We start from the raw sequence: 25,357 nt of genomic DNA, 5'->3' as shown, positions 1-25,357 counted from the left end.
GAGGAATCATATTTGCTTCTAAGGTTAAATAAACCTCAGGCATTCCCCTGAGCCGTAACTTTAATTAAATAAAAAAAGTCTAATTTAGCAGCATGTTAAAAAAGTTTTTCACAGCAGTAGGAGAATACATTATCCTTCTAGGTAAATCCTTGCAAAAACCCCAGAAAATGAGGGTTTTCTGGAAGCTGTTCATGAGAGAAATCAATGATCTCGGCGTCAATTCTTTTGGGCTTGTGATCTTCACTTCTATATTTGTGGGAGCGGTAGTCGCTATCCAGATGTTCAATAATTTTGCTTCTTCTTCTTTTCCTATCCCACCTTCGTTTGTAGGATATGCTACGAAGGCCGTTTTGGTTCTGGAGTTTTCTCCAACCATTATCAGCCTTATTCTGGCAGGGAAAGTAGGATCATATATTGCATCAAGTATAGGAACCATGAGAGTTTCTGAGCAGATCGACGCATTAGACATTATGGGGGTAAATTCTCCCAATTTCCTGATTTTGCCTAAAATTTTTGCCTGTGTTATTTTCAATCCTCTCCTTATTGCCATCAGTATCGTTTTTGGTATTGGCGGTGGACATCTTGCTGGGATGCTTACAGGAAACTGGACTGAAAACGACTATATAACAGGAATCCAGATGTATATGCCGAATTTATTTGTGTATTATGCATTTGTAAAAACTACCGTATTTGCCTTTATTATTGCTACTGTTCCTTCTTATTTCGGATATAATGTAAAAGGAGGATCGCTGGAAGTAGGTAGAGCCAGTACGCAGGCCGTAGTATGGACGATGGTATTTATTATCATTTCCGAATTAATTTTAACCCAATTAATATTAAGCTGATGATTGAGGTAAAAGATCTTAAGAAGAGTTTTGGTGATGTTGAAGTACTGAAGGGAATTTCGACTTCTTTTGATAAGGGAAAGGTAAACCTGATCATTGGACAGAGTGGCTCGGGAAAGACTGTTTTCCTGAAAAGCCTGCTGAATGTTTATCAGCCTTCATCAGGAGAAATCCTTTTCGACGGCACGGATATCAATACGATGACCAGAGACCAGAAGCAGCATCTTCGTTCGGAGATCGGAACCGTATTCCAGGGCAGTGCACTTTTTGACTCACTGACGGTAGAAGAGAATATCATGTTTCCTCTGGATATGTTTACGAACCTTACCTTCAGAGAAAAAAAGAAAAGGGTTTTTGACGTAATAGGCAGAGTGCATCTTGATAAAGCGGGAAGAAAATTTCCGTCTGAGATTTCGGGAGGAATGCAGAAACGTGTGGCCATTGCCAGAGCTATTGTGAACAATCCAAAGTATCTGTTCTGTGACGAACCGAACTCCGGTCTTGACCCTTACACATCGAATATCATTGATGATCTCCTTCTGGAAATCACCCAGGAATATAATACCACAACCATTATCAACACACACGATATGAACTCTGTGATGACGATAGGCCAGAAAATTGTATACCTGAGACTGGGAATCAAAGAATGGGAAGGAAACAAAGATGTTCTCATCACGGCAGGCAATAAAAATCTTATTGACTTCGTTTATTCTTCAGAACTGTTTAAAGAACTGAGAGAATATTTACTTGAAAATAATAAAACGATTGAAAATACAATCACTAAAATAGATGATAATGAAAAAGGTACTTAGTATAGCATTAATCGGGTTTTCAATGTTCGCTTCTGCGCAGATTTCACTGGCAGGAAAAGCTAACTTAATCTTCCCGACAGGTTCTCCGTCATGGACAAACATCAAAGGAACAGTGAACGAAGCCATTGAAGGAACAGGAAAAAATAATGCAGGTTTCAATGTTGGGCTTTCATTAAAAGTAGGACTTCCGGGTTCATTTTATGTAATGCCTGAATTATACTATACCCATTTCAAAAATGAGTTCACGACAGAGAATACCACTTTTGATGTAAAAAGCAACCGCCTGGACATGCCTGTTCTTCTTGGGCATAATGTTTTGGGAAATATGCTTGGGGTTTTTGTAGGACCTGTTGCCAGTTATAATCTGAGCAAGGACAATACCTACAACGATTTTAAGGAAAATGTTAAAAATAATTTCACTGTTGGATATCAGTTTGGCGCGCAGCTTGAAATTAAAAAATTAATCGTCAATGCACGATATGAAGGTTCATTCAGCAAGGATGAAAGAAACTTCATCAATAAAGTTTCCGGTTCGGAAATCAGATATGACAACAGACCTAACCTATTTTTAGTAGGTGTAGGCTACAGATTTAAATAATTTGAAAATAACAGCTATAAAGAAACCCTCAAATTTTAAATTTGAGGGTTTTGATTTTGTTGACGGAGTTCTGCTTCACGTTGGGCAATTTCTGCCGCCTGCTTTTCCAGTTCTTCTTTGTCTTTCTGTAATTGCTTGAATTCTTTTCTTTTTTCTTCAGCCTTGAGAGCACTTCCTTTGCTTACATACCCTACCATTCCGCCAATAATAAGACCTATTCCTACTCCGGCCATTACTCCCATCATGTGTGAGATGGTAATTCCGCCTACGGTAAAATCAGTGGTCAGATAAAAAAGCAATGCTGAAACGGCAAGCAGTATAAGTCCGGTAATTGATAAACTTTTCATAAATATTGTGTTTAGTGGTTTATTAGAAAAAAGCCTTATCTACTTTAATTACAGCTCAATAAGGCTTTATATCAGATTAAAATTTTACATCATTATATTTTTCCTCCTGCAGCTTTGTAATATTCTAAAGCTTTTGGAAGGTTTCTGTTGATATCTGAAATTCTGGTCTCAGGATTCGGGTGGGTAGAAAGGAATTCCGGCTGCCTTGCTCCTGATGATGCTCCTTCCATTCTATTCCAGAAAGGAATTGCCTCTCTAGGGTCATATCCTGCCATAGACATCAGATACAGTCCCATCTGATCTGCTTCCGACTCTTGGTTTCTTCCGTATTTCAATAATGCAACTTGTGATCCAATAGGATATACTTTTTCAAAAATACCGGCCCATTGTGAGTTGGAAATGGTTCCGCCTAAAATAGAACCGCCATACTGGGCTACCATTGCCTGAGAAATTCTCTCATTTCCATGGCCAGCCAAAGCATGTGAAACCTCATGTCCTAAGACCACCGCAAGACCATTATCATTTTTAGTCACTGGAAGAATTCCTGTATATACTGCAACTTTCCCGCCAGGCATACACCATGCATTCAATTCATTGCTTTGCAAAAGGTTAAATTCCCAACTGTAATTGGCAAGATCTGCTGATCTTCCTATGCTCTGATAATATCTTTCTGCTGCGCTTTTTATTCTGCTTCCTACACTCACTACTCTTTTGGCATCTGCAGTTCCGGAGATAATCTTAGATTTAGACAATGTTGTTTTATATTCCTGGGAAGACATTGTAAGTATTTCCGAGTTATTGGCAATCTGTAATGAAGACCTGCCCGTAATCGGATTTGTAGTACAAGCTACCGTTGACAGTGCAACTGCTCCTATTCCTAATAGATGTGTAAATTTCATATTTCGAGTGTTAATAATTCAACATTTACAATTTTTATTCCAAAATGGTTGAGAAGGGATATATTTGCATACATTTTGCTATTTAAATTTAACAATAATTACGGTTATGAAAAAGTATATTTCACTTATATTTATTTTTGGATTTCTTTTTTTCTTTCAGAGCTGCTCTTCACAGGGTTCATTAGATTCCAAAACAGTAGACGCACTGGTGAATTCTGAGGAATTTACATTTTACGCCCAGCGGGCAAATCCTATGAACTATGAAGTGATTAATGTGATGGGATCTATTCAAAATGCTCCTTCTGCAAGAATTCTACAGCTGGACGGAGAAAATTATACCATAGAGCTTAAGAAAAATAATTTGGAAGTCGTTCTTCCTTATTTTGGAAGATTATACAACGCCTCTTACAATACCGCGAATAACAGTTACCGTTTTACTTCAAAAGATTTCACAGTCACTAAATCGCAAAACAAAAAGGGAAACTGGACTGTAAAGATTAAACCTGCAGATGTTGGAAACGTTGATGAAATTAATGTAGAGGTTTTTAAAAACGGTAAAGCATTTGTTTCTATGAGAAGTAATGACAGACAACCGATCACCTATGATGGATATGTGTCAAAAAATGAAGAGACACAGAAACAAAAGGAGAAGCTTTAATCTTTAGATAAAAATTTTTCAACAAATATTTTTGCTTCAGTGCTGGGATTAGAAACCATTTCTGAAGCATTTTTTTTGTGCTGCAGATAGGCCTCTTCCACAGAATTGCTTCTTTTCATCATCGCCAGAATATATTCCTGAACCCAATATTCAAAGCGTTTTTCAGCTTGTTGGGTACGAACCTGATGAAAACGATCGTTTTTCTTTTTCATCTCTATGAATTCATAGATTTTTGTATAAACCTCATCCAGGCCTTCATTATAAAGAGCAGAACCTAATAGTACAGGTATTTTCCAGCCTTTCTCTTTGGGAGGAATAAAGTCCAGCGCTCGTTTCAATTCCAGTCTTGTATTTTTTGCTTTCTGAAGGTTATCCTGATCTACTTTATTGATGAAAATAAGATCCACCATTTCCATAATTCCACGCTTAATACCCTGCAGTTCGTCTCCACCACCAATGATCTTCAAAAACAGAAATACGTCAGTAATATCAGACACAAGGACTTCTGACTGACCTACCCCGACAGTTTCAATCAGAATATAGTCATATCCGGCTGCTTCGCAGATCATCATGGTTTCAAAAGTGGTATTGGCCACCCCACCAAGAAATCCGGAACTTGGGGAAGGTCGTATAAACGCATTTTCTTCTTTGGCAAGCTCTTCCATTCTTGTTTTATCGCCTAAAATACTTCCTTTGTTGATGGAAGAACTCGGATCAATAGCCAGAACCGCTACTTTCTTTCCATTAGCAATAACCAGTCTTCCGAAATTTTCTATGAATGTAGATTTCCCGGCGCCCGGAACTCCGGTAATTCCTACTCTGACAGAATTTCCTGTAAAAGGCATGATTTGTTTCAGAAGTTCTTCAGCCTGTGTCCTGTGCTCGGCTTTTTTGCTTTCCACTAATGTAATGGCTTTTGCGATCAGACGTTTATTTCCTGACCGTATTCCTTCGATGAGTTCTTCTGTAGAAAATTTCATTAATTCAAAAGTATAAAAATAACCTTCAAACTTCCATATAAACAGCCATTAATTTTATTTCTTCTAAATTAAAACTAGAGCATATTTCATCAACGGGGGATGGAAATTCCTACATTTGTTAGGAATCAAAAATCAAGAAACATGAAAAAAATATCCGCTGCTGCACTATTAATCTGTATTTTATTAGCCTCTTGTACCCCAAAGGCTTCTACTGCCGCACCTATGGGACCGGCTGTTTCTACTGCAGAACAAATAGCACAGGGAAAAACAATCTTTGAAAACGCTTGTGGAAGATGCCATAAACTACCGGATCCCACATCACATACATCGGTACAATGGGTAGGAATTATGAATTCAATGGCTCCCAAAGCGAAATTGACGGACGAGCAGCATCAGTGGGTTTACGATTATATTGTTTCCGTGAAAAAATAACCAATCAAAATACGGGTATGAAAAAAACAATCTTAAGTATGGTGGCAGGTGCTTTATTGATGGTATCATGCGGACCTAAAAGCACTGCTGTAACAGGCCCAAAGTATACTGCGTCTGAACAGCTGGTGCAGGGTAAAACTATTTTTGAAAATTCATGCTCCAGATGCCACAAGCTTCCTGATCCTGCCAGGCATGATGATCAGGGATGGATCAAAACATTAAGCAGAATGGCTCCTAAAGCTCAATTAAGCGACGAGCAACACCAGATGGTTTATGATTATCTGATTTCTGTGAATAAGAAGTAGAGTTGATAAATAAAGGTTTGAAAATTAAGAGGTATTAGCATTTAATACGTTTAATAATTGACAACTGTCTATCATCTATTTTAAAATTATTCCCAATCCGGGGTTTCCGGATTGGATTATTTTTCCATTTTCTACATAATTTCCTAGTGCCGGATCATTAGAAATAAGGTTAGCTCCATCCAGATCTGCAAAATCTACAAGTCCTGCGAGTACACAGCCTGCAGAAATACCAACGGTGGATTCTGTCATACAACCGATCATGATCTTATATCCTAAGTCTTTCGCTTTGCGGATCATTTCTAACGCAGGAGTAAGGCCTCCGCATTTCGTCAGCTTAATGTTGACACTTTTATAATATGGTAACAGCTCTGCAAGAGAACTGAGATTTTGACAGTCTTCGTCTGCCATCCAGTTGGCGGAACTTTCTTTATCCAATATTTTATAATTTCCCACCGGCCTCGGCTGTTCGATATAAGAAAATTGAGTGATCATTTCAGATTCCTGCAGCCAAAGGCAATCCTGATCTGTAAAACTGGCATTGGAATCTAATGCGATATTTCTATTTAATCTTAGTAATTTTTCAATATTGTTTTTATTCAGTCCTTTACATTTTACCTTGAGTTTATTCCAGCTGCTGTTTTCTATTTTTGTGATTTGCTCTTCGATATCTGCTATCGAAATGGTAATGGAACTTTCGACTAAACTTCCAGAAGGAATGTGATTTAATTCTATAAAGCTTTTATTTTCCAGTTTTCCAAAAAGGTCCCAATAGGCACAATCCAAGGCAGACTTTAAAAATGGGTGCAGATTTAATGCTGAAAGAAAAAGAAAAAATTCTGTTGGATGAATAATGGTGTTCTTTTCAACTAACTCTTGTATTTCCTTTAACCTGATCACAAAATCCTTTAAATTGATCTTATAATAATCGATGGCCACACATTCACCATATCCTTTATAATTTAAATAAGATAACTCAACAAGCAATGCTTCCCTTCTGTTGTAATTTCCATAAGCGATAGAGAAGGTTTCCTTCAGCTGAAGGGTTTTAAGTTCAAAATAAAGTTCCATTTATTAAAGCTACAAAAAAAGGACCTTAAAAAGATCCTTTTATATTGTATCATGTTAGGTAAGCCTACCCATTTGCTAACAATAGGGTATTTATTTTTTCACCTTCCTCTTTGTTTTGGCCATTTTGCTTTTGACAAATTTCTCCCGGCTCTTCAAAAAATCAATCATATTTTGGTTATAACTGTATTTTTTTGCTTCTTTCAATGGCTCCACTGCTTTTTTATATTCCAATCTGATCTCCAATAGCAGCGATTTCTGGATCAATATCCTTGCTTTATCTATTCCTTTGATTTTTAAAGCGTAGTTGATGAGTTTTTCTGCTTCATCCAGATCTTCATTATCCAATAGGCATTTGATATAATGTTGTGGTGTATTCAGATTACTTACATTACACTGCATCGCTTCTTCGAAATAGGTTTTCGCTTTTTCGTAATCGGTCAGCATTTCACTGTAAATTCTTCCCATCAGGCAAAGGCTGTCCGCATCTTCAGGGTCATAGGAAAGGGCATAATTCAATGCTTCCAGACAATCCGGAAGGCTATATGGATAATTATCCAGTGCTTCAAAATAATATTTGCTTTTAGTTAAGGTCATTTTTTTCGTTTTTTAATTCTTTTTCAGATCATTCCTTTGTTTTTTGAATGATTTATCCTGATGGTTCTTTTTAAAATCTGTTCCGGAGAATGTACGCACCGGGTTTCCTCTCTCTACCTGCAAATGATTGTTCCAGGTATCCTGCATCCTTTTTTCCAGCTGTTTGATATAAATCCCGGCCACTTTTTCTTTCAGTCGCATAATGGCGAGTTTTTTATTTTCCAATTGAGAACGGGAATCCTGTGCAAATACCCATTCTCCGGTAGGTACATGAACGGCCCGAACCGCAGTATTTACTTTGTTCACATTTTGTCCGCCGCTTCCCTGGCTTCTTGTGGTCTGGAATTGAATATCTTTTTCCTTGAAATCGATTTTCTCCAATCCTTCCAGCTCAAAAACACCAATAAACCAGTTGCTTCTTTTGTGAAGTTTTCTGAAAGTACTTTTCCCGGTCCAGCATATACTTCCTAACCATGTTTTTAAGAATGTATTCAGCTCTTTTGCTTTTAAAAGTAGGGTTACGGATTTAAGGGTCAGGTTTTCATCGCCATTTTCACGATGAATGATTTCGTAGTCTATTTTATTATTTTTGATTTCCTCAAGAAAAACCTTCAGTACTTTAGCGGTCACCCACTGGCATTCTAAAGGTCCTCTTCCTGAGGTTATTTGTATGAGTTTTTCCATTTTTGTAAAATTTTTAAGACTGCTTCTCTATTTTTTGCTTCTTTGATAAAGGCAGGCAGTCTTTCTACCATACGCATCCTGTACGGCAATGTTCTTAATTCTGACGATACATAAGCCTCCATTTCTAAAAGATGCTCTCTGTTTTTTGCCCAAAATAAATTTCCTTTGCAGTCATCCTGAAAATAAAGGGGACAGCCAAAAACATCATCCTGCTTCAGTCCATTTGTTTTCTTAGAATAATTGCTGACATACCTTTCATATCTTGGTTTAATATCCAACTTGGTATCACATTCGCCACACTCCACTGAAATATTCTCAAGCTTTTCTTTTACACATCTTTCAACGCGGATAGAATGTGCACAGATAGGACAATGAAGCTTAGCAACTGCTTTATAAAGCACCATATCATATCCTGTTTTTCTCAAATTACAGTGCCTGCATTCCAAAGCAGCTTCTTTATAATTGTTTTCATTTTTAACAACTGCATCCTTTCCACAGTCCGGGCAAACCACCAGACAATCAGCATAGTAATAAGAATATAGTTGTTGGTATCTCTTTTCCATTTTAATGTGTGTTAGGGATTTCACTTAATTTTGGATGCCCGATGGGGTCTATTCCTTTCTGTAGTAAATCTTTAGCTGCCATCACCGCCCAGCATTTATCACTGGAATGGATATTTCTGTAAAAAGTCAGCAAAATATCCGGCTTAACAACAGTAAAACCTTCTATATCAATCGTATCCAGATCATTTTTTTCAAAGAAATCTATGGTAATTCTATGAGATTTCCCGTCTTCGAGTTCTACCGTTTTCTCATATCTCCTGAAATTTTCTTCGCTCTGAAGATGATCATACCGGGTCCATACTTTCTGAAACTCTTCGTGTTGAAGGATCATGACTGTTTCTGCTGCATTTTCTTTTTTTACGAAAACATCAATATCCTTATGGTCGTGTGCATGTTTGTATTCCGTATGCCCTTTTTCCGACATAAAATGCCATGCCCAGCCACCAGATATGATGACTTTATCCTTTAATTTATTTAAAATTTCAAGTCCGTGGCGGATTCTAAATTCCGGCCAGACTTCTCCATATCTTTTTATGTTATGAGGTGCTCCCATTTTTTTAATTTCTGGTTTTTTGATGCTATTCCCGGTTATCAGTTAAAATTTTCAACTGACAACCAGAAACCGGCATCTAAAATTTATTTGTCCATTCTCACAATTCTGGGCTGAAATGTTCCGAGGATGTCTACCAATTCGCTTTGTGCATTCATTACCTCATGAATGTCTTTATAAGCCATTGGTGCTTCTTCCGTATTACCGCCCATTAAGGTGACTTTCTTTAGCTTAAGCTCTTTTTTGATATCATTCTGAGTAAAAAGGCTTCTGCATTCTCCTCTCGAATGAGCTCTTCCTGCTCCATGTGATGCTGAATTCAAAGCATCAGGATTGCCTTTTCCACGGACGATAAAACCTTTTGCCGTCATGGATCCGGGAATCATTCCCAATTCATTTTCATGGGCCGGTGTTGCGCCTTTTCTGTGGACGATCACTTCTTTTCCGTTGTGAATTTCTTTCCATGCGAAATTGTGGTGATTTTCAATCCTTGCCTTCACTCTTCCACCCACTGCTTTTACAAGTCTTCTGTGGATGTCATCATGGCAGGCAGAAGCATAATCTCCGGCGAGATTCATTGCAGTCCAGTATTCAATGCCGAGATGGGTATTCAGATCCAGCCAGGCAAATTGCTGGGCTTCTTTTGGCAGGGGACACTGATCGGCAGCTACTCTTGAGTAGTATTGTGCAATCTCAGCTCCCAAGCCTCTTGATCCGCTGTGTGACAGAATGCCCAGGTATTTTCCTTTCGGCAGCCCGATCTGATCTTCTTCTTCCGTGATCTCCACTTCTCCGAATTCTACAAAGTGATTTCCTCCCCCGGAAGATCCCATCTGCTTAATGGCTTTTCCTTTTAGTCTCCTCAAAACCGGGATCATATCGAAGGTATCTCTCTCAAAGATTTCATGATCGATATGAGATTTATGGGTTTCGTACATCCCGAATTTGGTATGTTCGGCAAGAGCTTTTTCATATTTATCTCTTGCTCCGTCGAGATATGAAACCGGTATATCCAAAATACTGAGGCTCATTCTGCAGCCGATATCCATTCCTACTCCGTAGGGGATTACTGCATTTTCTACCGCCAGAACACCGCCAATTGGCAGTCCGTAACCGCTGTGTGCATCGGGCATTAAAGCGCCCTGCGTTGAAATGGGCAGTTTTAAAGCGGTATACAGCTGATTTTTTGCTTCTTCAGAGATATTGTTTCCAAAGATCTGGAAGGAAGCACGCTGGGTGTTGAGCATTCTTTTTTCTGTCTTTCTGGATGAAAGCAGTGATTCTGCGATCTGCCCGAAGGTCAGGTCTTTTTCAAAGTTCTCCGGATTGAGGAGGATGTCTTTTAAGATAGATTTTACGTGATGAATATTCTTCGTTGCAAAATTTCTTTTCATGACCTCCAAAGCCACATTGACGCTTTGATTATTTGGATAGCCTATTTTTAATATATCTTTTCCTTTTAGTTTTAAATTTCCCATTGTTTTTGTTTTAAATCATTTTGGACCTATAAGTCCTCAAAATAGTCTGCAATCACTTTTGCGGACAGGATGCAGTTTGCATATTTCCTGCTTTTGATAAGTTCAGTTTCATATTCCTTTTTCCAGGCATTTGATTTACCGTTAATAGTTTTCTGAATAATTCCCGCCACTTTATACTGGCTGATATATGATTCTATCTCAGCATATTCTTTTTCAAGTTCTGCATCTACAGGTTTGTAATGTGTAATCATATTGGGTTTTATCCGTAAGGTAAATCTCCAAGGTTCAATGAATTCGTAGTAGGTTTCATTCCTTTTTCTGAATGGATTGTATTCTTCTTTTCTAAGAAAATACTGCCTTTCTCTTGGGGTAAGCCCAAATTTGGGATCTGTCCATGCATAGAAGGAAATGAGGTTCAGCTTCTGTGCTTTTTCCACATAGATCCTGCGCCCGAACTTTTTTCTCTTTTTGAGAAACAGCCGGCTTTCGGAATACATATAGGTGTTGATCTTCTTCAGAATTCCTTCAAATAAATCTTCATCTTCAGATCTTTTCACCTCATCATTCACAACGAAGAATCTTACAAATCCTCTCTGATAGGGATTTTCCAGTGGAATCCAACGGATATTCCTTCTGAGGTGCCAAAGCTCCTTACTACGATTATACTTTTTTCTTATCTTTTTTTCTACATCTTTTATAGCTGTTCTTTTTCTGCTTCTTATGCTTCTAAGGCGGTGAAACAGAAGGTTATTATTTTCCATAAAAAAGAATTTAGAAGTGAGATATTAGAAGTTAGATTCTGACAAATCACAACAATTCCGTATTCAACTAAAATTTAAGTTGATTGATTTTGGGATAATGAACAGTATGAAGTTGGATCGTAAAAGATCTTTTCATTTTGTTCTTAATGACACTAAAAAATTTCGGGGAAACTGGAGTTTAATATTGCGCAATAAAAAACCCGAAATCTTTACGACTTCGGGTTTTGATATTTCGTTGTACTATTATTCTAAGAGTATACCAAACCACGAAGCCTTACCACCATAAGGGGTACTCCAGCTGAAGAATTTTGATTCGTTTTGAACATTGCTTCGTTGTTTTTTAATGGGTTAAACTTGATTTTCAGTTGCAAATATAGTATTTTTTCTGAATATCAAAATATTTTTTTTATTTCATGTGGATCAGGCTCAGAAAGATACCATCTATCACTTTAGTCATTCTTGTAAGATCAAGTGTTTCTAAAGTGTCTGTGGCTTGGTGGTAATTTTCATTCCTGAAAAATGATGTATCTGTTATCATCAGGGCGGAGTAGCCAAATTTCCAATAATTAAGGTGGTCTGAAAAATCGGTTCCTTTTACAAATTTCGGGGCGGTAAAGGTTTCGGTTTTTATCTGATTGGCTTCTTTAAATTGAGTGCTGAAATTATTTACAAAATTTCCGGCTCCGAATTTTTTGACCAAGGTTATGAAGTCTCCTTTGTTGCCATAAACCCAAGATAAAATCCCTAATGGATAGCTTTGTGAATCTTTTTCATCTTTAAAATACCCTATCATTTCTACACTTGCCATGCCATATACATCGATGTTGTGATCTTTTAAATATTGAGCATGAATGTGGCTCCCCATATTTTCGGTCCTGAAATAGGGAGGTTCTTCCAGGGTGTAGGCTACAAGATCGATCCGGTAGTTTAGCTTTTGGTCTTTGAGCATTCTTGCCAGCTCTAAAAGGGCAGTCACTCCGGTAGCATTATCGTCGGCACCCTGCTGGTCTCCGCAAACGTCATAATGAGCCCCGATAATAATTCTCCTTTTGTTTTCTGTCCCGAAAGAAGTGATTACATTTTTATAGGTTTTACCATCGGCATTGTATTCCTGAAAGATGGTACTATCACCATATTTACTGAAATTCTGCTTGATATAGTCTGCCACAGCATTCAGCTGATCTGTATTTTTATGGTTTCTGAATTCCGGAGTTTGGGTAAGCGCTGTGAGGTGCCTTTTAACCAGATTAATATCAGCAGGCAACGGAGATTTTTGCACCGGCTGGTTTCTAGAATCTATCGCCAAACAAAACACAGCGATAAAAAATAGGCCTGCGAAAATAATGATCTTATTTGCCGCAGGCCTGGTTATATTTTTAAAATTCATCTCACGGTATGGTTTATTGTTGGAAATCCTGAAATTAGTCTTTTTCCGTCAATCCTCACCGTGAGTAAAGTTTAATTTTCTAAGAATCTCTGTAAAATTTCCACTGCACATTTTGGAAGGTTGGTTCCCGGACCGAAAATAAAGTCGGCACCGTTCGCATACAGGAATTCATAATCCTGTTGTGGAATAACGCCTCCCACTACAATGGTTACATCATCTGCTCCTAATTTCTTCAGTTCTTCCACAACCTGTGGAACCAGGGTTTTATGCCCGGCAGCAAGAGAAGATACTCCAAGGATATGAATATCATTTTCTACAGCTTGTTTAGCTACTTCTTCCGGTGTTTGAAACAAGGGTGCCACGTCGACGTCAAATCCCATATCTGCAAAGGCGGTTGCGACTACTTTGGCGCCTCTGTCGTGTCCGTCCTGACCCATTTTAGCGACCATAATTCTTGGGCGACGGCCTTCTTGTTCTTCAAATTTCTGAGTCAGTTGAAGGGCTTTTTCAAAATATTCATTTTTTCCGGCATTCATAGCATATACTCCAGATATTGTTCTGATATTGGCTTTATATCTTCCGAAAGTTTCTTCCATCGCATCGCTCATTTCACCAAGCGTCACTCTTCTTTTCGCAGCTTCTATACAAAGAGCCAGAAGGTTTCCTTTTCCTGTTTTGGCACTTTCACGGATCTCATCCAGAATCTGGATAACGGCTTCGGGATTTCTTTCTGCTTTTATTTTTTCAAGTCTTTCGATCTGTTTTCTGCGGACTTCAGTATTGTCGATATCCAGGATTTCTATTCCATCTTGCTTCAGGGATGTCCTGAATGAGTTCACTCCAATAATGAACTCTTCACCACTGTCTATTTTAGCCTGCTTTTTGGCGGCAGCTTCTTCAATCCTCATTTTGGGAATTCCTGCTTCAATTGCTTTGGTCATTCCACCTTCCTGCTCTACCTCATCGATATATTTCATCGCTTCTTCAATCATCTGCTGGGTGAGACTTTCCACTAGATTACTTCCGCCCATAGGATCTACAACGTCGCATATTCCGCTTTCCTGCTGAAGGATAATCTGAGTATTTCTCGCAATTTTTGCTGAATAATCTGTTGGAAGGGCAATTGCTTCATCCAGAGCATTGGTATGTAAAGACTGAGTTCCGCCTAACGCTGAAGAAAGCGCTTCAATAGCCGTTCTTGTAATATTATTAAACGGTTCCTGCTCTGTAAGCGACCATCCTGAGGTTTGAGAGTGAGTTCTTAAGGCTAAAGATTTTGCGTTCTGAGGATTGAACTGTTTTAAAAGAGTAGCCCAAATGTATCTTGCAGCCCTCATTTTTGCAATTTCCATGAAGTGATTCATCCCGATCGCCCAGAAAAATGAAAGTCTCGGAGCAAAATCATCTACATTCATCCCTGCTTTGATTCCTGTTCTTACATATTCCAGACCGTCTGCCAGCGTATAAGCCATTTCCAGTACCGGAGTGGCACCTGCTTCCTGCATGTGGTATCCTGAAATGGAAATAGAGTTGAATTTCGGAATGTTCTGCGCAGTATATTCAAAGATATCTGCTATAATTTTCATAGAAGGAGCTGGTGGATAGATGTAAGTATTCCTTACCATGAATTCTTTTAAAATATCATTCTGAATCGTTCCTGAAAGAAGTTCCTGACTTACCCCCTGCTCTTCAGCTGCCACAATATAGAAAGACAAAATAGGAAGTACGGCACCATTCATCGTCATCGATACTGAGATCTGATCCAGAGGAATTTCATTGAAGAGGATTTTCATATCTTCAACAGAGTCGATGGCAACGCCGGCTTTTCCTACGTCCCCCACTACTCTTGAGTGATCGGAATCATATCCTCTGTGGGTGGCCAGATCAAAAGCTACGGATAGTCCTTTTTGTCCAGCTGCCAGGTTTCTTCTGTAAAAGGCATTGGATTCTTCTGCGGTGGAGAAGCCTGCGTATTGTCTTACGGTCCATGGTTTTTGTACGTACATGGTGGAATACGGGCCTCTGAGATAGGGAGCAATTCCTGGAGAAGTCTGTGTTAAAGATTCATTTTTAACATCTTTTTGGGTATAAGATGATTTTAACTCTAATCCGTCTTTTTCAAAGTTATAGATTTCTCTTTCCTGAGGCTCTATAGTAAAATCCGGCTTTTTCACAGAAATTGTCTTTCGCATTCCAATAATTTTTGTCTCCGTAAAGTTAATTTTTTTGAATGAAACATGAAACTTATGTTAACATTCAGTTTTGCTGAGTTTTAAACATAAAAAAGACCGGACAAATGCCCGGTCTCAGTTATAGATCTACTTACTTATTATTTTTTGATAAGTTTAGTATTGTACGTGTTTTTATCGTCTTTAAGCGTGATCACATACATTCCTTTGATTAATGATGCCACATTGATTCTGTTGTTACCATCTGTCTCACCTTGCTGAACCAGTCTTCCGTCTGCACTGAAAATGCTGTAATCCGCTTTTCCTTTTAGGTTCTTCACCTCCACGAAAGTATCTGCAGGGTTTGGATAGATAGAAATTTCAGTTGTTTTCGGGCCGTTTACATCATTTACTGCTAATCCGCTAGTGATTTTTACAGAGAAATCTTTAAATGAACCTTGTGAAATTACTCCTCCTCCGGTTACTCCCACCGATGGGCTGCCACATGGCCCTGTAGCTTTGTTAAAGAAAGTGTTTGCCACTCTCATTCTTAACAGTTTATCTCCAGCATAAGCTGTCGCAGGAACGGTAAATGTAAAGTTTCCTGTATACTGACCATTACTAGCAGGTGGTACAGTAGCTACAGATCCTACTTTTTCTGAAGCTTCAAAAACTCCGTTTCTGTTAAAATCTATCCACACTTCCATATTATCATTATAAGTAACAGTTCCATTACCTACATTGAAATAAGACAATGTGTATTGTGTTCCTTTGGTCAAATTGATCACCTTGGTTGCATCTTCAGTATAATCTCTGTATGTGCTGAAAATATTCTTATATGTTAAATCTGAAAAGGCTAAATTAGAGATGTTCATTTGAGCCATCCCACTGTTATAACTAAAGCTGGCAAAACTATTTCCACCAGTTGTCATTAAACAGTAATCAACTCCAGTGGTAAGTCCCTTAGTCTTAAAAGTATAGTTACTTGAGAATGCTCCCGGAACCGTGTTTACTACTGCAGCAACCTGTACTTCATAGTTTGTTTCATCTTCAAGAGCACTCAGCACCACGGAGTTGGTAGGGCTTGTTGCATTTGACCAGTTTGTTGTGCCTACTTTTCTGTAATTAATTGAATACGTTGCCCCTGGAACACTATTCCAGGATACTCTGGCTGTAGTTTTGAAAATTTCCGTTTTAATAGCTGCAAGTCCTGTAGGTGCTGCAGTCGTAGACGTAGGCGATGCACCTACCGTCACTTGTGGAGATACTGCATAGAATACGTTTCCGATAGCAGAAATTCTTAATTTCACAGCACCCGTTAAAGATGCCGGCATTTGTGCTGTATAGCTTCCTGTATTGGGTGTAGAGGCTACCAATTCAGTCCACGTGGCTCCGTTGACAAGATCTGTAGTATATTCAATTTTTACATTAGGCGCATTATATGGTGCTGTATTGGTATTTGCAACATCCCATAAGATTGTATTGGATGCGTTATTATATAGCACTGAAGACGCTGTAAGTCCTGAAAATTTGAAAGGTCCGTCATTTCCAACGGTAACTATAGTTTCAGAAGAAGAAAGCATAGGTCTACCTACATTCTCATCTCTTACCGTCACTGCATAATGTAAAGTTCTAGGAACGTAAGATACGGTTTCCCAATTTGGCGTTGTAGCAGCTCCCGCAACTGTTTTATTCGTTAAAACCCCACTCATCACTAACGGTAAACTTGGGAAATATCTTCTTCCGCTGGCTGTTCCGAAATAAGATCTTGTTAATGCTCCCTGTGCGCTATACCCCCATCCGCTGTCTCCGGAAATGGAATTGTAGGAATCAACACTGTCATACTGTTCCCAAGAATATTTAATAGGATCAGCATCTGTAGCAGAAGCCTCTAAATAATAAGCCGTTCCTTTAGGAATATTGTAAACACCAAGAGGGGCAATTACAGGGGCAGTATTTGTAGTAATCGTTTCTGAAGTACCACAAGTGATCTTACCGTCCAAGCTATTTAGTATCTGATTAATAGAAGAATAATGGAAATAGGCATCAGTAGTAGCCTGTACATTATCTCCTGTAATTCCTGCATAACCCATGATCGTAGTACCACCACCGGGTTCAATATTAACTCCGGACCCTTCCGAAACGTGAGAGAATGTATGGTTAGCTCCCAGCTGGTGTCCCATTTCGTGAGCAGCATAATCAATATCAAAAAGATCTCCTGTAGGATTTGTACTCTGCGTGAATGCAGATCCTTTCGCTAAAGAAGTTGCCGTTGCAGGGTTTACACATGTTGATGCAATAGAACCTGCATTTCCGTTTCCACCTGCAGCATTGAATACGTGTCCCATGTCGTAATTGGCATTACCTACGACAGATGTTAATGTCTGCTGAAGCTGAAGGTTTAGGTTGTTTGTATATGGATCTGTTGCAGCATCTGTGAATAGAATAGCCGGAATATCCTGAATGATCGCTTTAATACCAAATTCTTTTTCAAAAATACCGTTTACACGGGTCATGGTAGCGTTCATTTGAATGACCGTATTCGTTGTTCCTCCTGCCGGGTCAAATTTCTTAGTGTATTCTCCAGAAGTAGAAAGTGCCAGTCTGTATGTTCTGTATTTGGTAATAGGAGCTCTATTGGTAATTCCTACGTTAGAAAGGTTCTTTTTACCGTTAGCTTCCAAAGCTTTGATATCCTTAACAATCTCTTTTTCTTCCGTAGAACACTCAAATCCGTTATCACTTGCAGTTCTTTTCGTTTTATAGAATACACCGTAAGTCTGCTTATCTGTACTGATAGGCTCTATGAACTGGAACACTCCGTCTTTGATAATCATCGACTGCAACTCTGTTGGAGCTGTACTGAATCTTATGTATTTGGAAGGATCGTCTACTCCTACTCCCACATAAGACCCTAACTGGTATCGGTCCGCCATAGATTGTACTACAACCGGACTGCTGTATACCGCAAATTTCTCAATTTTTCCTTCTGCCGTAGGAAGTGAAACAACAACAGCTTTTGCACCTTTCCCTGTTTCTACAGCATCTTTCAAAAGATTTCTAAGTGATGCAAGATCTACTCTGTAAGAGTACTGAACTTCAACTTCTTTTCTGATTTGAGAAGTTTTCTGGGATGTAGGCTCCCATCTTTGTGCGTTAGCAGTAGCCAAACCGGCAGCCAACGTACAAACTAGTAAAATTTTCTTTTTCATAATTTACACTGATTCTGAAAAAACATTAAGTATTTCCACAAAAATAAAAAATTAAATTAAAGAAAGGGTACACAAAACACTTATTTACAATAAAATATTAAAAAATAAGTGTAAAAAATACATTATGTATAGTATTTCTGAAAAAATATACTCAACATATCAAAACCTTTGGTTATAGAAACAAAAAAGACCGGACATAAGTCCGGCCCGATTCATTAATAAATACTTTACTTATTTTTTGATAAGTTTAGTATTGTAAGTGTTCTTATCATCTTTAATGGTAATGATATACATACCCTTAGTTAAACCAGCTACATTAATAATCTGATTATCAACACCACCGCTCTGAACTAATCTTCCGTCTGCACTATAGATCTTATAGTCTGCTTTTCCTTTAAGGTTTCTTACACCTACAAAAGTATCAGCAGGGTTCGGATAAATTTCCACTTCAGATTTTGTGTCTTTAGTTTCGTCTACTGCAAGTGCGGATCCGAAAATTCTTACTGAGAAATCCATCACACTTCCTGCTCCACTTGGCAAATTACCCGCGGCAGTTCCACAAGCGTTGTTTAGTGCTGCAGCATAGTTAGATGCAACTCTCATTCCCACTACTCTGTTTCCAACAAGAGCAGAAGCAGGAACAGTGAAGTTACCCGCAACACTTCCTATACCATTTGTTGCCGGAGCTGTAGCAGCACTTGTATATACTTTTTCACTTGTCTCATACACCCCATTTCTGTTATAATCGATCCATACGTTATAAGTCATAGGAGCAGCCTGATTGTAAATACCAAAAATACTGATTGGATAAGAGTTTCCTCTGATAAGGTTGATTATTTTTGCAGGATCTTCACTTAAATCTTTATAAGACCTAATGTTAGTATCAATATGATTAATGTTAGAAAGCTGTACTCTTGCAATATTTCCTACAGAATTATATCCTGTATTTAAGATACAGTAGTTAACCCCTGTTGCCAATGGCTTTGTTTTGAAAACATAATTTGAAGAGAAACTTCCGGGTACACTGTTCACCACAGCCGCTACCTGTACTTCATAAGCTGTTTCGTCTTCAAGAGTACTCAACAGTAACGAGTTAGTTGTACTTGATACATTTGTCCAAGATGAAACTCCTGATTTTCTATAATTTACAGAATAGGTAGCCGCTCCCGGTACACTGTTCCAAGAAACGATCGCTGAATTCTTAAGAACATCTGCAGATGTAGTAGATAACCCAGTCGGCGCTGCCGTAGTTGAAGTCGGCGCTGCTCCTACAGTTACTTGTGGAGATACTGCATAGAATATATTGTTGATCGCAGATATTCTCAATTTAACTGCACCAGTTAAGCCATCCGGCATTTGTCCTGTATAGCTTCCTGTATTTGGAGTAGAGGCTACCAGTTGGTTCCACGTTGCTCCGTTGACAAGATCTGTAGTATATTCAATTTTTACATTTGCAACATTATAAGGGGCAGCTGTTGTATTGGCTACAGCCCATTTAATCGTATTTGATGCATTATTATATAAAACTGAAGAAGCTGTAAGACCGTTAAATTTAAATGGTCCGTCGTTTCCTACAGTCACTGTGGTCTCTAAAGAGGAAAGCATTGGTCTTTGGGCATTCTCATCTCTTACAGTCACTGCATAATGTAAAGTTCTAGGTACGTAAGATACTGTTTCCCAGTTTGGGGTTGTAGCAGCTCCCGAAACTGTTTTATTCGTTAATTTACCTGCCATTACCAAAGGTAAGCTTGGGAAATATCTTCTTCCGCTCGTTGTTCCAAAGAAAGATCTTCCTACAGCGCCTTGAGTATTGTACCCCCAACCACTGTCTCCGGAGATGGTAGCATCTTCGTCTACACTGTCATATTGCTCCCATGTATATTTAATAGGATCAGTATCGGTTGCTGTAGCATCTAAGTAATAAGCCGTTCCTTTAGGAATACTGTATGCTGTAAGAGGGGAAATAACAGGTGCTGTATTGGTTGTGATATTTTGAGAAACACCACATGTTGTTTTAGCATCAAGATTATTAAGAATCTGATTTACTGAAGCATAGTGGAAATAGGCATCGGAACTCATCTGTACATTGTCGTACGTAATTCCCGCATATCCCATAATAGTTGTACCACCACCCGGCTCTACATTAACACCAGAACCTTCTGTGCTATTTGAGAAGGTATGGTTTCCACCTAACTGGTGTCCTAATTCGTGCGCTACATAATCGATGTCAAATGAATCACCCGATGGAACTCCATTAGCTGGAGACGTAAATCCAGATCCCTTGTAAGCTACAGGCGACCCTTGATCTAATGTCATATCATCGCTACAGATACATCCGATACATCCGGCATTACCACCACCTCCGGTGGCACCAAATAAATGTCCGATGTCAAAATTAGCTTCACCCACGTTATTGTGAAGAACATTCATCAGCTCTCCATTCCATAATGCATCATCTACTCCTGCATCAGAATCTGAATAAGGATCAGTAGCAGCATTCGTATAAATAACATTCTGAAAATCCTGAAGAAGTAATTTAATACCAAAGTCTTTTTCGAAAACTCCGTTTACTCTGGTCATGGTATTGTTGATCTGTGTAACAGCTCCGGGAACACCTCCGAAATAAGCAGTATATTCACCGGTAGTAGACATTACCAATCTATAGGTTCTGTACTTTGTACTTGCAGGTCTGTTAGTAATTCCTACATTAGAAAGCTTTTTTTTACCGTTTTCTCTTAAAAGCTGGATATCTTTGATATTGGTTTCGTTGGTACCACATTCAAATCCCTGCTCGCTGCTTGTTCTTTTTGTTTTATAGAATACTCCATAAGTTTGCTTATCTGTAGTGATTGGCTCAATGAACTGGAATACTCCGTCCTTGATGATCATTGACTGCATTTCTGTAGGAGAAGTACTGAATCTTACGTATTTAGAAGGATCTTCAACTCCAACACCTACGTATGAACCTAACTGATATCTGTCTGCCATAGACTTCTCCATCACTGGATTGCTGTATACCGCAAACTTTTCAATTTTCCCTTCTGCTGTAGGAAGTGAAACGACAACAGCTTTTGCGCCTTTACCTGTTTCTACAGCATCTTTCAAAAGATTTCTAAGTGATGCAAGATCCACTTTGTAAGAATATTGCACTTCAACTTCTTTTCTGATTTGGGAAGTTTTCTGCGAAGCAGGTTCCCATCTCTGTGCGTTGAAGCTGGCAACACCGGCCGTCAATGCACAAACTAGTAAAATTCTTTTTTTCATAACTGAACTACATGAATAGAATTAATAAATTTTAAATATCCAGAACAAAAGTAATAATTTAATACATAGTACAATTAAAAAAAATGGCTAATTTCAATAAAATTAGCCATTTTGGTTTCTTTTTTGTTATTTATGTTTATTTATTAATTCCCATCTCATATAGAGCAAATGAAATAAGGTCCGCATTTTCACTGATCACCTGATCGGTTGCTCTTCCTGCTCCATGTCCAGCATTTTTCTCAATTCTTAGTAAAATAGGATTCTTACATCCTTGTTTTTCCTGAAGCTCTGCTCCAAATTTGAAGGAGTGTGCAGGAACTACCCTGTCATCATGATCACTTGTAATGATCATCGTAGAGGGATAACATGTTCCTTTTTTCACATTATGTACAGGAGAATAAGATTTAAGATAGTCAAACATTTCTTTGCTGTCTTCGGCAGTTCCATAGTCATATGACCATCCCGCTCCAGCTGTGAACTTGTTGTATCTCAGCATATCCAGAACCCCAACTCCAGGAAAAGCTACTTTGGCAAGATCGGGACGCATCGTCATCGTTGCGCCTACGAGAAGCCCACCATTTGATCTTCCGGACAATGCCATATATTCTTTGGAAGTATAGCCTTTTTTCTGAAGATACTCTCCGGCAGCAATGAAGTCTTCAAAAACATTTTTCTTCTGTGTTTTCGTGCCTGCATCATGCCATTTTTTACCATATTCACCGCCACCACGGATATTTGGAACTGCATAGATCCCTCCGTTTTCCATCCATATTGCATTCACTACAGAGAATGAGGGCTGAAGGCTGATGTTGAATCCTCCGTAAGAATAAAGAATGGTAGGGTTCTTTCCATCCAGCTTAGTTCCTTTTTTATAATTGATCATCATTGGAACTTTAGTCCCATCTTTTGAAGTATAGAATACCTGCTCAGAGACGTAATCCTCTGGATTAAACTTCACTTTCGGCTTCTGATAGACTTCTGATTTTCCTGAATCTGCATTAAATTTATAGGTGGTTCCCGGTGTGATATAGTTGCTGAATGAGAAGTAAAGTTCTTTTTCCTCTTCCTTACCTCCAAAACCTGAAATATTTCCTTTTCCGGGAAGTGTAATTTCTCTTACCAGTTTTCCGGACTTATCAAATTGTTTTACCTTGTCAATGGCATCAACCATGTAGGTTGCAAAAAAATATCCGCCTCCTGAAGAGATTCCCAGAACATTTTCGGTCTCCGGAATAAGATCTTTCCATGTTTCCGGCGAAGGATTTGTAATACTTGTTTTTACGAGACGCATATTCGGTGCCTCCTTATCGGTAAAGATAAACAGATCATCACCGTGAGTATCTACAATACTGGCATTAATATCAAATCCTTTGTTAATTTGTACAAAGTCTCCCCCTTTCTTTAAATCTTTGATGTACAATTCATTTCCGTTCGTTGCATTGGCAGCAGAAATGATCAGGAACCTCTGATCTTCAGAAACACCTGCGCTTAGATATCTTCTGGGTGTTTTATCTCCTCCGAAGATGAGTTTGTCTTCAGATTGTTTTGTTCCTAATTTATGGAAGTACACTTTATGCTTATCGGTCATCCCGGAAAGTACGGTTCCTTCTTTCGGCTTATCATAGCTTGAATAGTAGAAACCATCATCCCCTTGCCATGAAATTCCGCTGAATTTTACGTCTACCAGCGTTTCATCGATCTGCTTTTTAGTCAGTGCATCGATGATAATGATCTTATTCCAGTCACTTCCTCCTTCAGAAATAGAATAGGCGGCAAGGTTTCCTTTTTTGTTGAATGAAAGATTGGAAAGTGACGTCGTTCCTTTATCTGAAAACTTGTTTGGATCTAAAAATATTTCCGTTGCTTTGGTCTTATTGTTTGTTCTGTATAAGATAGACTGAGCCTGAAGACCGTCATTTTTATAATAGTAGGTATATTCTCCTTCTTTGAAAGGTGCCGATATCTTCTCATAATTCCAGATATCTTTTAACTGATCTTTGATTTTATTTCTGAAAGGGATTTTAGAAAGATAGTTCTGGCTATAGGCCACTTCATCATCTACCCACTTTTTTGTAGCTTCAGAATCATTTTCCAGATCTCTGAAAGGGTCAGATACTGCGGTTCCGAAATAGGTATCCGTCTGACTTCCTTTTACTGCTTTAGGATAATTCATTTTTTGAGAATAAAAAGTTGCTGAAAACAGGACTCCAGCGGTTAATAAAATAGGCTTAAAATTCATAATCAAGGGTTTTCTCAAAAATACGCAAAGTATGTGAAATAAAAAAAGCCCTGAAAAATCAGAGCCTTTTGTTAAGGTATATTTTGTACAGATCGTTATTTAGACCCGAAGCTTTCAAAGTAAAAATCAGTTAATCCGGAAACAATTTCGTCCGGACTACCATTCCAGTAATATATTTTTCCTGCTTCATTAAGCTGATACAATTTAAACGTTTGGTCAGTTATTACAGTTTTGTCTGCATTTTTAAAATCCTGTACACTCTGAACCAGATATTTCTTCAAGTCTTCAGGCTTTACATTTTTAATATCTCCTGAGGGAATATCTGAAAATTTTGAAGGAACTTTAAAATTTACTGAATAATTGATCTCCGCAATTTTCTGATCTTCAATATATTCATTCTGGACAACTTTTACGTTTTTCACGGTTAGTTTTCCATTTTTAAAATTCTCCATCATGGCACTGAAGTAGTCTTCAGCTTCTTTTCTGCAGGCATCCGCTGTCGTTTTTGAAAAAGCCGATAAAAAGTTATCTGTACTCTCTTTCATCATATCCTGAGAAACGACCTTAAAATCTACCTGATAAGCATTCTCTCCTTCTACCGTTGGTTTCAGATAATCGTTCAGTTTATTCAGGACGGCTGTATCATTATTAACGAAAGTACCAAAGTACATTTCAAAAACTTCTGAAGGTTTTTTCACTTCCGTCTGGGCCGTAAGATTCTGGCTGAACAGGGCCAACATCAACAATATAATAACATTCAACTTCTTCATAAATATATTTTATTTTGTCGTTCTAATGCGTTAAAGTCGTGAAATACAATTCATTCAACTTCCATACCAATTCCTGTGGACCCCCGTTCCAATAGTAGGTATTTCCATCTTTTTTAATCTGATATAGCTTAAAAACCTGTTTTACAGTCTCTTTTCTTTCTGATTTTGTAAAAGCACTTGTTTTCTTTTTTAAATAGGTCTTCAGATCTTCAGTCTTCAATTTTTTTGCTTCTTCAATTTTTAAATCTGAGGTTTTTGCAGGAATAGAAAAAATCAAATCTACATTAAGTTCTGTCACCAGGCCATTATCCACATATTCGTTCTTTACTTCCTGTATGTTTTTTACAACGTATCGGGTATGTTTTAAATTGTCTAAAAGTGCATTGAAATATTCGCCTGCTTCCGCTTGACAATCAACTGCTGTTTCTTTTGGAAGATTGGTAAGAAAGGTATTGGTGAGATTTTGAACTTCCTCGCTGTACGATTTTTTCAAATCTATGGTATACCCATTTTCAGCACCAAGGAATGGCGTAAGGTACGTATTCAGTTTCTGAAGTGTATTCTGATCCTGCTTTACAAAAGCATCAAAATACATTCCGAATACCTGTTCAGGATTTAATGCTTTAGTCTGTGCAAAAAGGTTCTGAACACAGAACAACAGCATCAGAAATACAATTCTCATCGGTCGTTTCATAGGTAGTATAGTTTATTTTAAATCTGCTGAATGGTCCAGCAAAAAA

General features: G+C 38.3%; 23 protein-coding genes. 6 read left to right on the top strand and 17 right to left on the bottom strand.

The window, feature by feature from the left end:
- The first annotated feature begins 92 nt into the window (after positions 1-92).
- The 3 genes from EG346_RS07670 to EG346_RS07660 are packed head-to-tail and all read left to right on the top strand — an operon-like array spanning position 93 to position 2,258.
- Complete coding sequence (locus EG346_RS07670) at positions 93-845, top strand: MlaE family ABC transporter permease (protein WP_073328944.1); 753 nt, start codon at positions 93-95, stop codon at positions 843-845.
- Positions 845-1,660: an ABC transporter ATP-binding protein gene (locus tag EG346_RS07665; protein ID WP_073328942.1), complete on the top strand. Its 816-nt coding sequence runs from the start codon at positions 845-847 to the stop codon at positions 1,658-1,660. The genes EG346_RS07670 and EG346_RS07665 overlap by 1 nt, the downstream gene beginning before the upstream one ends.
- The gene (locus EG346_RS07660; RefSeq protein WP_123877825.1) at positions 1,644-2,258 is read left to right on the top strand and encodes an outer membrane beta-barrel protein; all 615 of its coding nucleotides are present in this window, start codon (positions 1,644-1,646) and stop codon (positions 2,256-2,258) included. The genes EG346_RS07665 and EG346_RS07660 overlap by 17 nt, the downstream gene beginning before the upstream one ends.
- Before the next feature lie 35 nt (positions 2,259-2,293).
- On the opposite strand, the gene EG346_RS07655 is transcribed toward EG346_RS07660, so the two are convergent.
- Positions 2,294-2,605: a hypothetical protein gene (locus EG346_RS07655; RefSeq protein ID WP_073328937.1), complete on the bottom strand. Its 312-nt coding sequence runs from the start codon at positions 2,603-2,605 to the stop codon at positions 2,294-2,296.
- A gap of 92 nt (positions 2,606-2,697) precedes the next feature.
- Entirely contained in the window at positions 2,698-3,504 is an 807-nt protein-coding gene (locus EG346_RS07650; protein ID WP_073328934.1) for a M48 family metallopeptidase, read from the bottom strand.
- Between the two features lie 106 nt (positions 3,505-3,610).
- On the opposite strand from EG346_RS07650, the gene EG346_RS07645 reads away from it, so the two are divergent.
- On the top strand, positions 3,611-4,162 hold the full coding sequence (locus tag EG346_RS07645; RefSeq protein ID WP_123877823.1) for a DUF4251 domain-containing protein: 552 nt from the start codon (positions 3,611-3,613) through the stop codon (positions 4,160-4,162).
- On the opposite strand, the gene meaB is transcribed toward EG346_RS07645, so the two are convergent.
- Complete coding sequence (gene meaB, locus EG346_RS07640) at positions 4,159-5,142, bottom strand: methylmalonyl Co-A mutase-associated GTPase MeaB (RefSeq protein ID WP_123877821.1); 984 nt, start codon at positions 5,140-5,142, stop codon at positions 4,159-4,161. The two genes, EG346_RS07645 and meaB, sit on opposite strands and share 4 nt — an antisense overlap.
- 141 nt (positions 5,143-5,283) lie before the next feature.
- Between meaB and EG346_RS07635 the strand changes: the two genes are divergently transcribed.
- Entirely contained in the window at positions 5,284-5,574 is a 291-nt protein-coding gene (locus EG346_RS07635) for a c-type cytochrome (protein ID WP_123877819.1), read from the top strand.
- Between the two features lie 17 nt (positions 5,575-5,591).
- A complete protein-coding gene (locus EG346_RS07630) occupies positions 5,592-5,879 on the top strand; it encodes a c-type cytochrome (RefSeq protein WP_123877817.1) in 288 nt (95 codons plus the stop codon).
- A 75-nt stretch (positions 5,880-5,954) separates the two neighbouring features.
- Here the strand turns inward: EG346_RS07630 and EG346_RS07625 are convergent, their stop codons facing one another.
- From EG346_RS07625 to EG346_RS07560, 14 genes are all read right to left on the bottom strand, one after another.
- Positions 5,955-6,947 (bottom strand): enolase C-terminal domain-like protein, encoded by a 993-nt coding sequence (locus EG346_RS07625; RefSeq protein WP_123877815.1) that lies wholly within the window; start codon positions 6,945-6,947, stop codon positions 5,955-5,957.
- A gap of 90 nt (positions 6,948-7,037) precedes the next feature.
- Positions 7,038-7,541 carry a tetratricopeptide repeat protein gene (locus tag EG346_RS07620; protein ID WP_123877813.1) on the bottom strand — a complete coding sequence of 168 codons (504 nt, stop codon included), beginning with the start codon at positions 7,539-7,541 and terminating at the stop codon, positions 7,038-7,040.
- 12 nt (positions 7,542-7,553) lie between these two features.
- Positions 7,554-8,225 carry a peptide chain release factor H gene (gene prfH / locus EG346_RS07615; protein WP_123877811.1) on the bottom strand — a complete coding sequence of 224 codons (672 nt, stop codon included), beginning with the start codon at positions 8,223-8,225 and terminating at the stop codon, positions 7,554-7,556.
- Positions 8,204-8,788: a hypothetical protein gene (locus tag EG346_RS07610; RefSeq protein ID WP_123877809.1), complete on the bottom strand. Its 585-nt coding sequence runs from the start codon at positions 8,786-8,788 to the stop codon at positions 8,204-8,206. The genes prfH and EG346_RS07610 overlap by 22 nt, the downstream gene beginning before the upstream one ends.
- Position 8,789: 1 nt before the next feature.
- Positions 8,790-9,341, bottom strand: coding sequence for a hypothetical protein (locus tag EG346_RS07605; RefSeq protein WP_123877807.1), 552 nt, complete (start codon positions 9,339-9,341; stop codon positions 8,790-8,792).
- Positions 9,342-9,424: 83 nt separating this feature from the next.
- Positions 9,425-10,816 (bottom strand): RtcB family protein, encoded by a 1,392-nt coding sequence (locus EG346_RS07600; protein ID WP_123877805.1) that lies wholly within the window; start codon positions 10,814-10,816, stop codon positions 9,425-9,427.
- Between the two features lie 26 nt (positions 10,817-10,842).
- On the bottom strand, positions 10,843-11,577 hold the full coding sequence (locus tag EG346_RS07595; RefSeq protein WP_123877803.1) for a hypothetical protein: 735 nt from the start codon (positions 11,575-11,577) through the stop codon (positions 10,843-10,845).
- 406 nt (positions 11,578-11,983) lie between these two features.
- Positions 11,984-12,964, bottom strand: a complete 981-nt coding sequence (locus tag EG346_RS07590; RefSeq protein WP_123877801.1) for a M28 family peptidase — start codon at positions 12,962-12,964, stop codon at positions 11,984-11,986.
- Between the two features lie 71 nt (positions 12,965-13,035).
- Complete coding sequence (gene scpA / locus EG346_RS07585) at positions 13,036-15,156, bottom strand: methylmalonyl-CoA mutase (protein WP_123877799.1); 2,121 nt, start codon at positions 15,154-15,156, stop codon at positions 13,036-13,038.
- Between the two features lie 137 nt (positions 15,157-15,293).
- Positions 15,294-18,344 (bottom strand): reprolysin-like metallopeptidase, encoded by a 3,051-nt coding sequence (locus EG346_RS07580; protein WP_123877797.1) that lies wholly within the window; start codon positions 18,342-18,344, stop codon positions 15,294-15,296.
- Positions 18,345-18,575: 231 nt separating this feature from the next.
- Positions 18,576-21,608, bottom strand: a complete 3,033-nt coding sequence (locus tag EG346_RS07575; protein ID WP_123877795.1) for a reprolysin-like metallopeptidase — start codon at positions 21,606-21,608, stop codon at positions 18,576-18,578.
- Positions 21,609-21,744: 136 nt separating this feature from the next.
- Positions 21,745-23,781 (bottom strand): prolyl oligopeptidase family serine peptidase, encoded by a 2,037-nt coding sequence (locus EG346_RS07570; protein ID WP_228426834.1) that lies wholly within the window; start codon positions 23,779-23,781, stop codon positions 21,745-21,747.
- A 161-nt stretch (positions 23,782-23,942) separates the two neighbouring features.
- Positions 23,943-24,617, bottom strand: coding sequence for a hypothetical protein (locus EG346_RS07565; protein WP_123877791.1), 675 nt, complete (start codon positions 24,615-24,617; stop codon positions 23,943-23,945).
- Positions 24,618-24,639: 22 nt separating this feature from the next.
- Positions 24,640-25,311 carry a hypothetical protein gene (locus EG346_RS07560; protein ID WP_123877789.1) on the bottom strand — a complete coding sequence of 224 codons (672 nt, stop codon included), beginning with the start codon at positions 25,309-25,311 and terminating at the stop codon, positions 24,640-24,642.
- Positions 25,312-25,357: the final 46 nt, after the last annotated feature.

Source organism: Chryseobacterium carnipullorum (genome assembly GCF_003815695.1).
GTDB classification, from domain to species: Bacteria; Bacteroidota; Bacteroidia; order Flavobacteriales; family Weeksellaceae; genus Chryseobacterium; species Chryseobacterium carnipullorum.
This window is presented reverse-complemented; position numbering and strand designations above follow the sequence as displayed.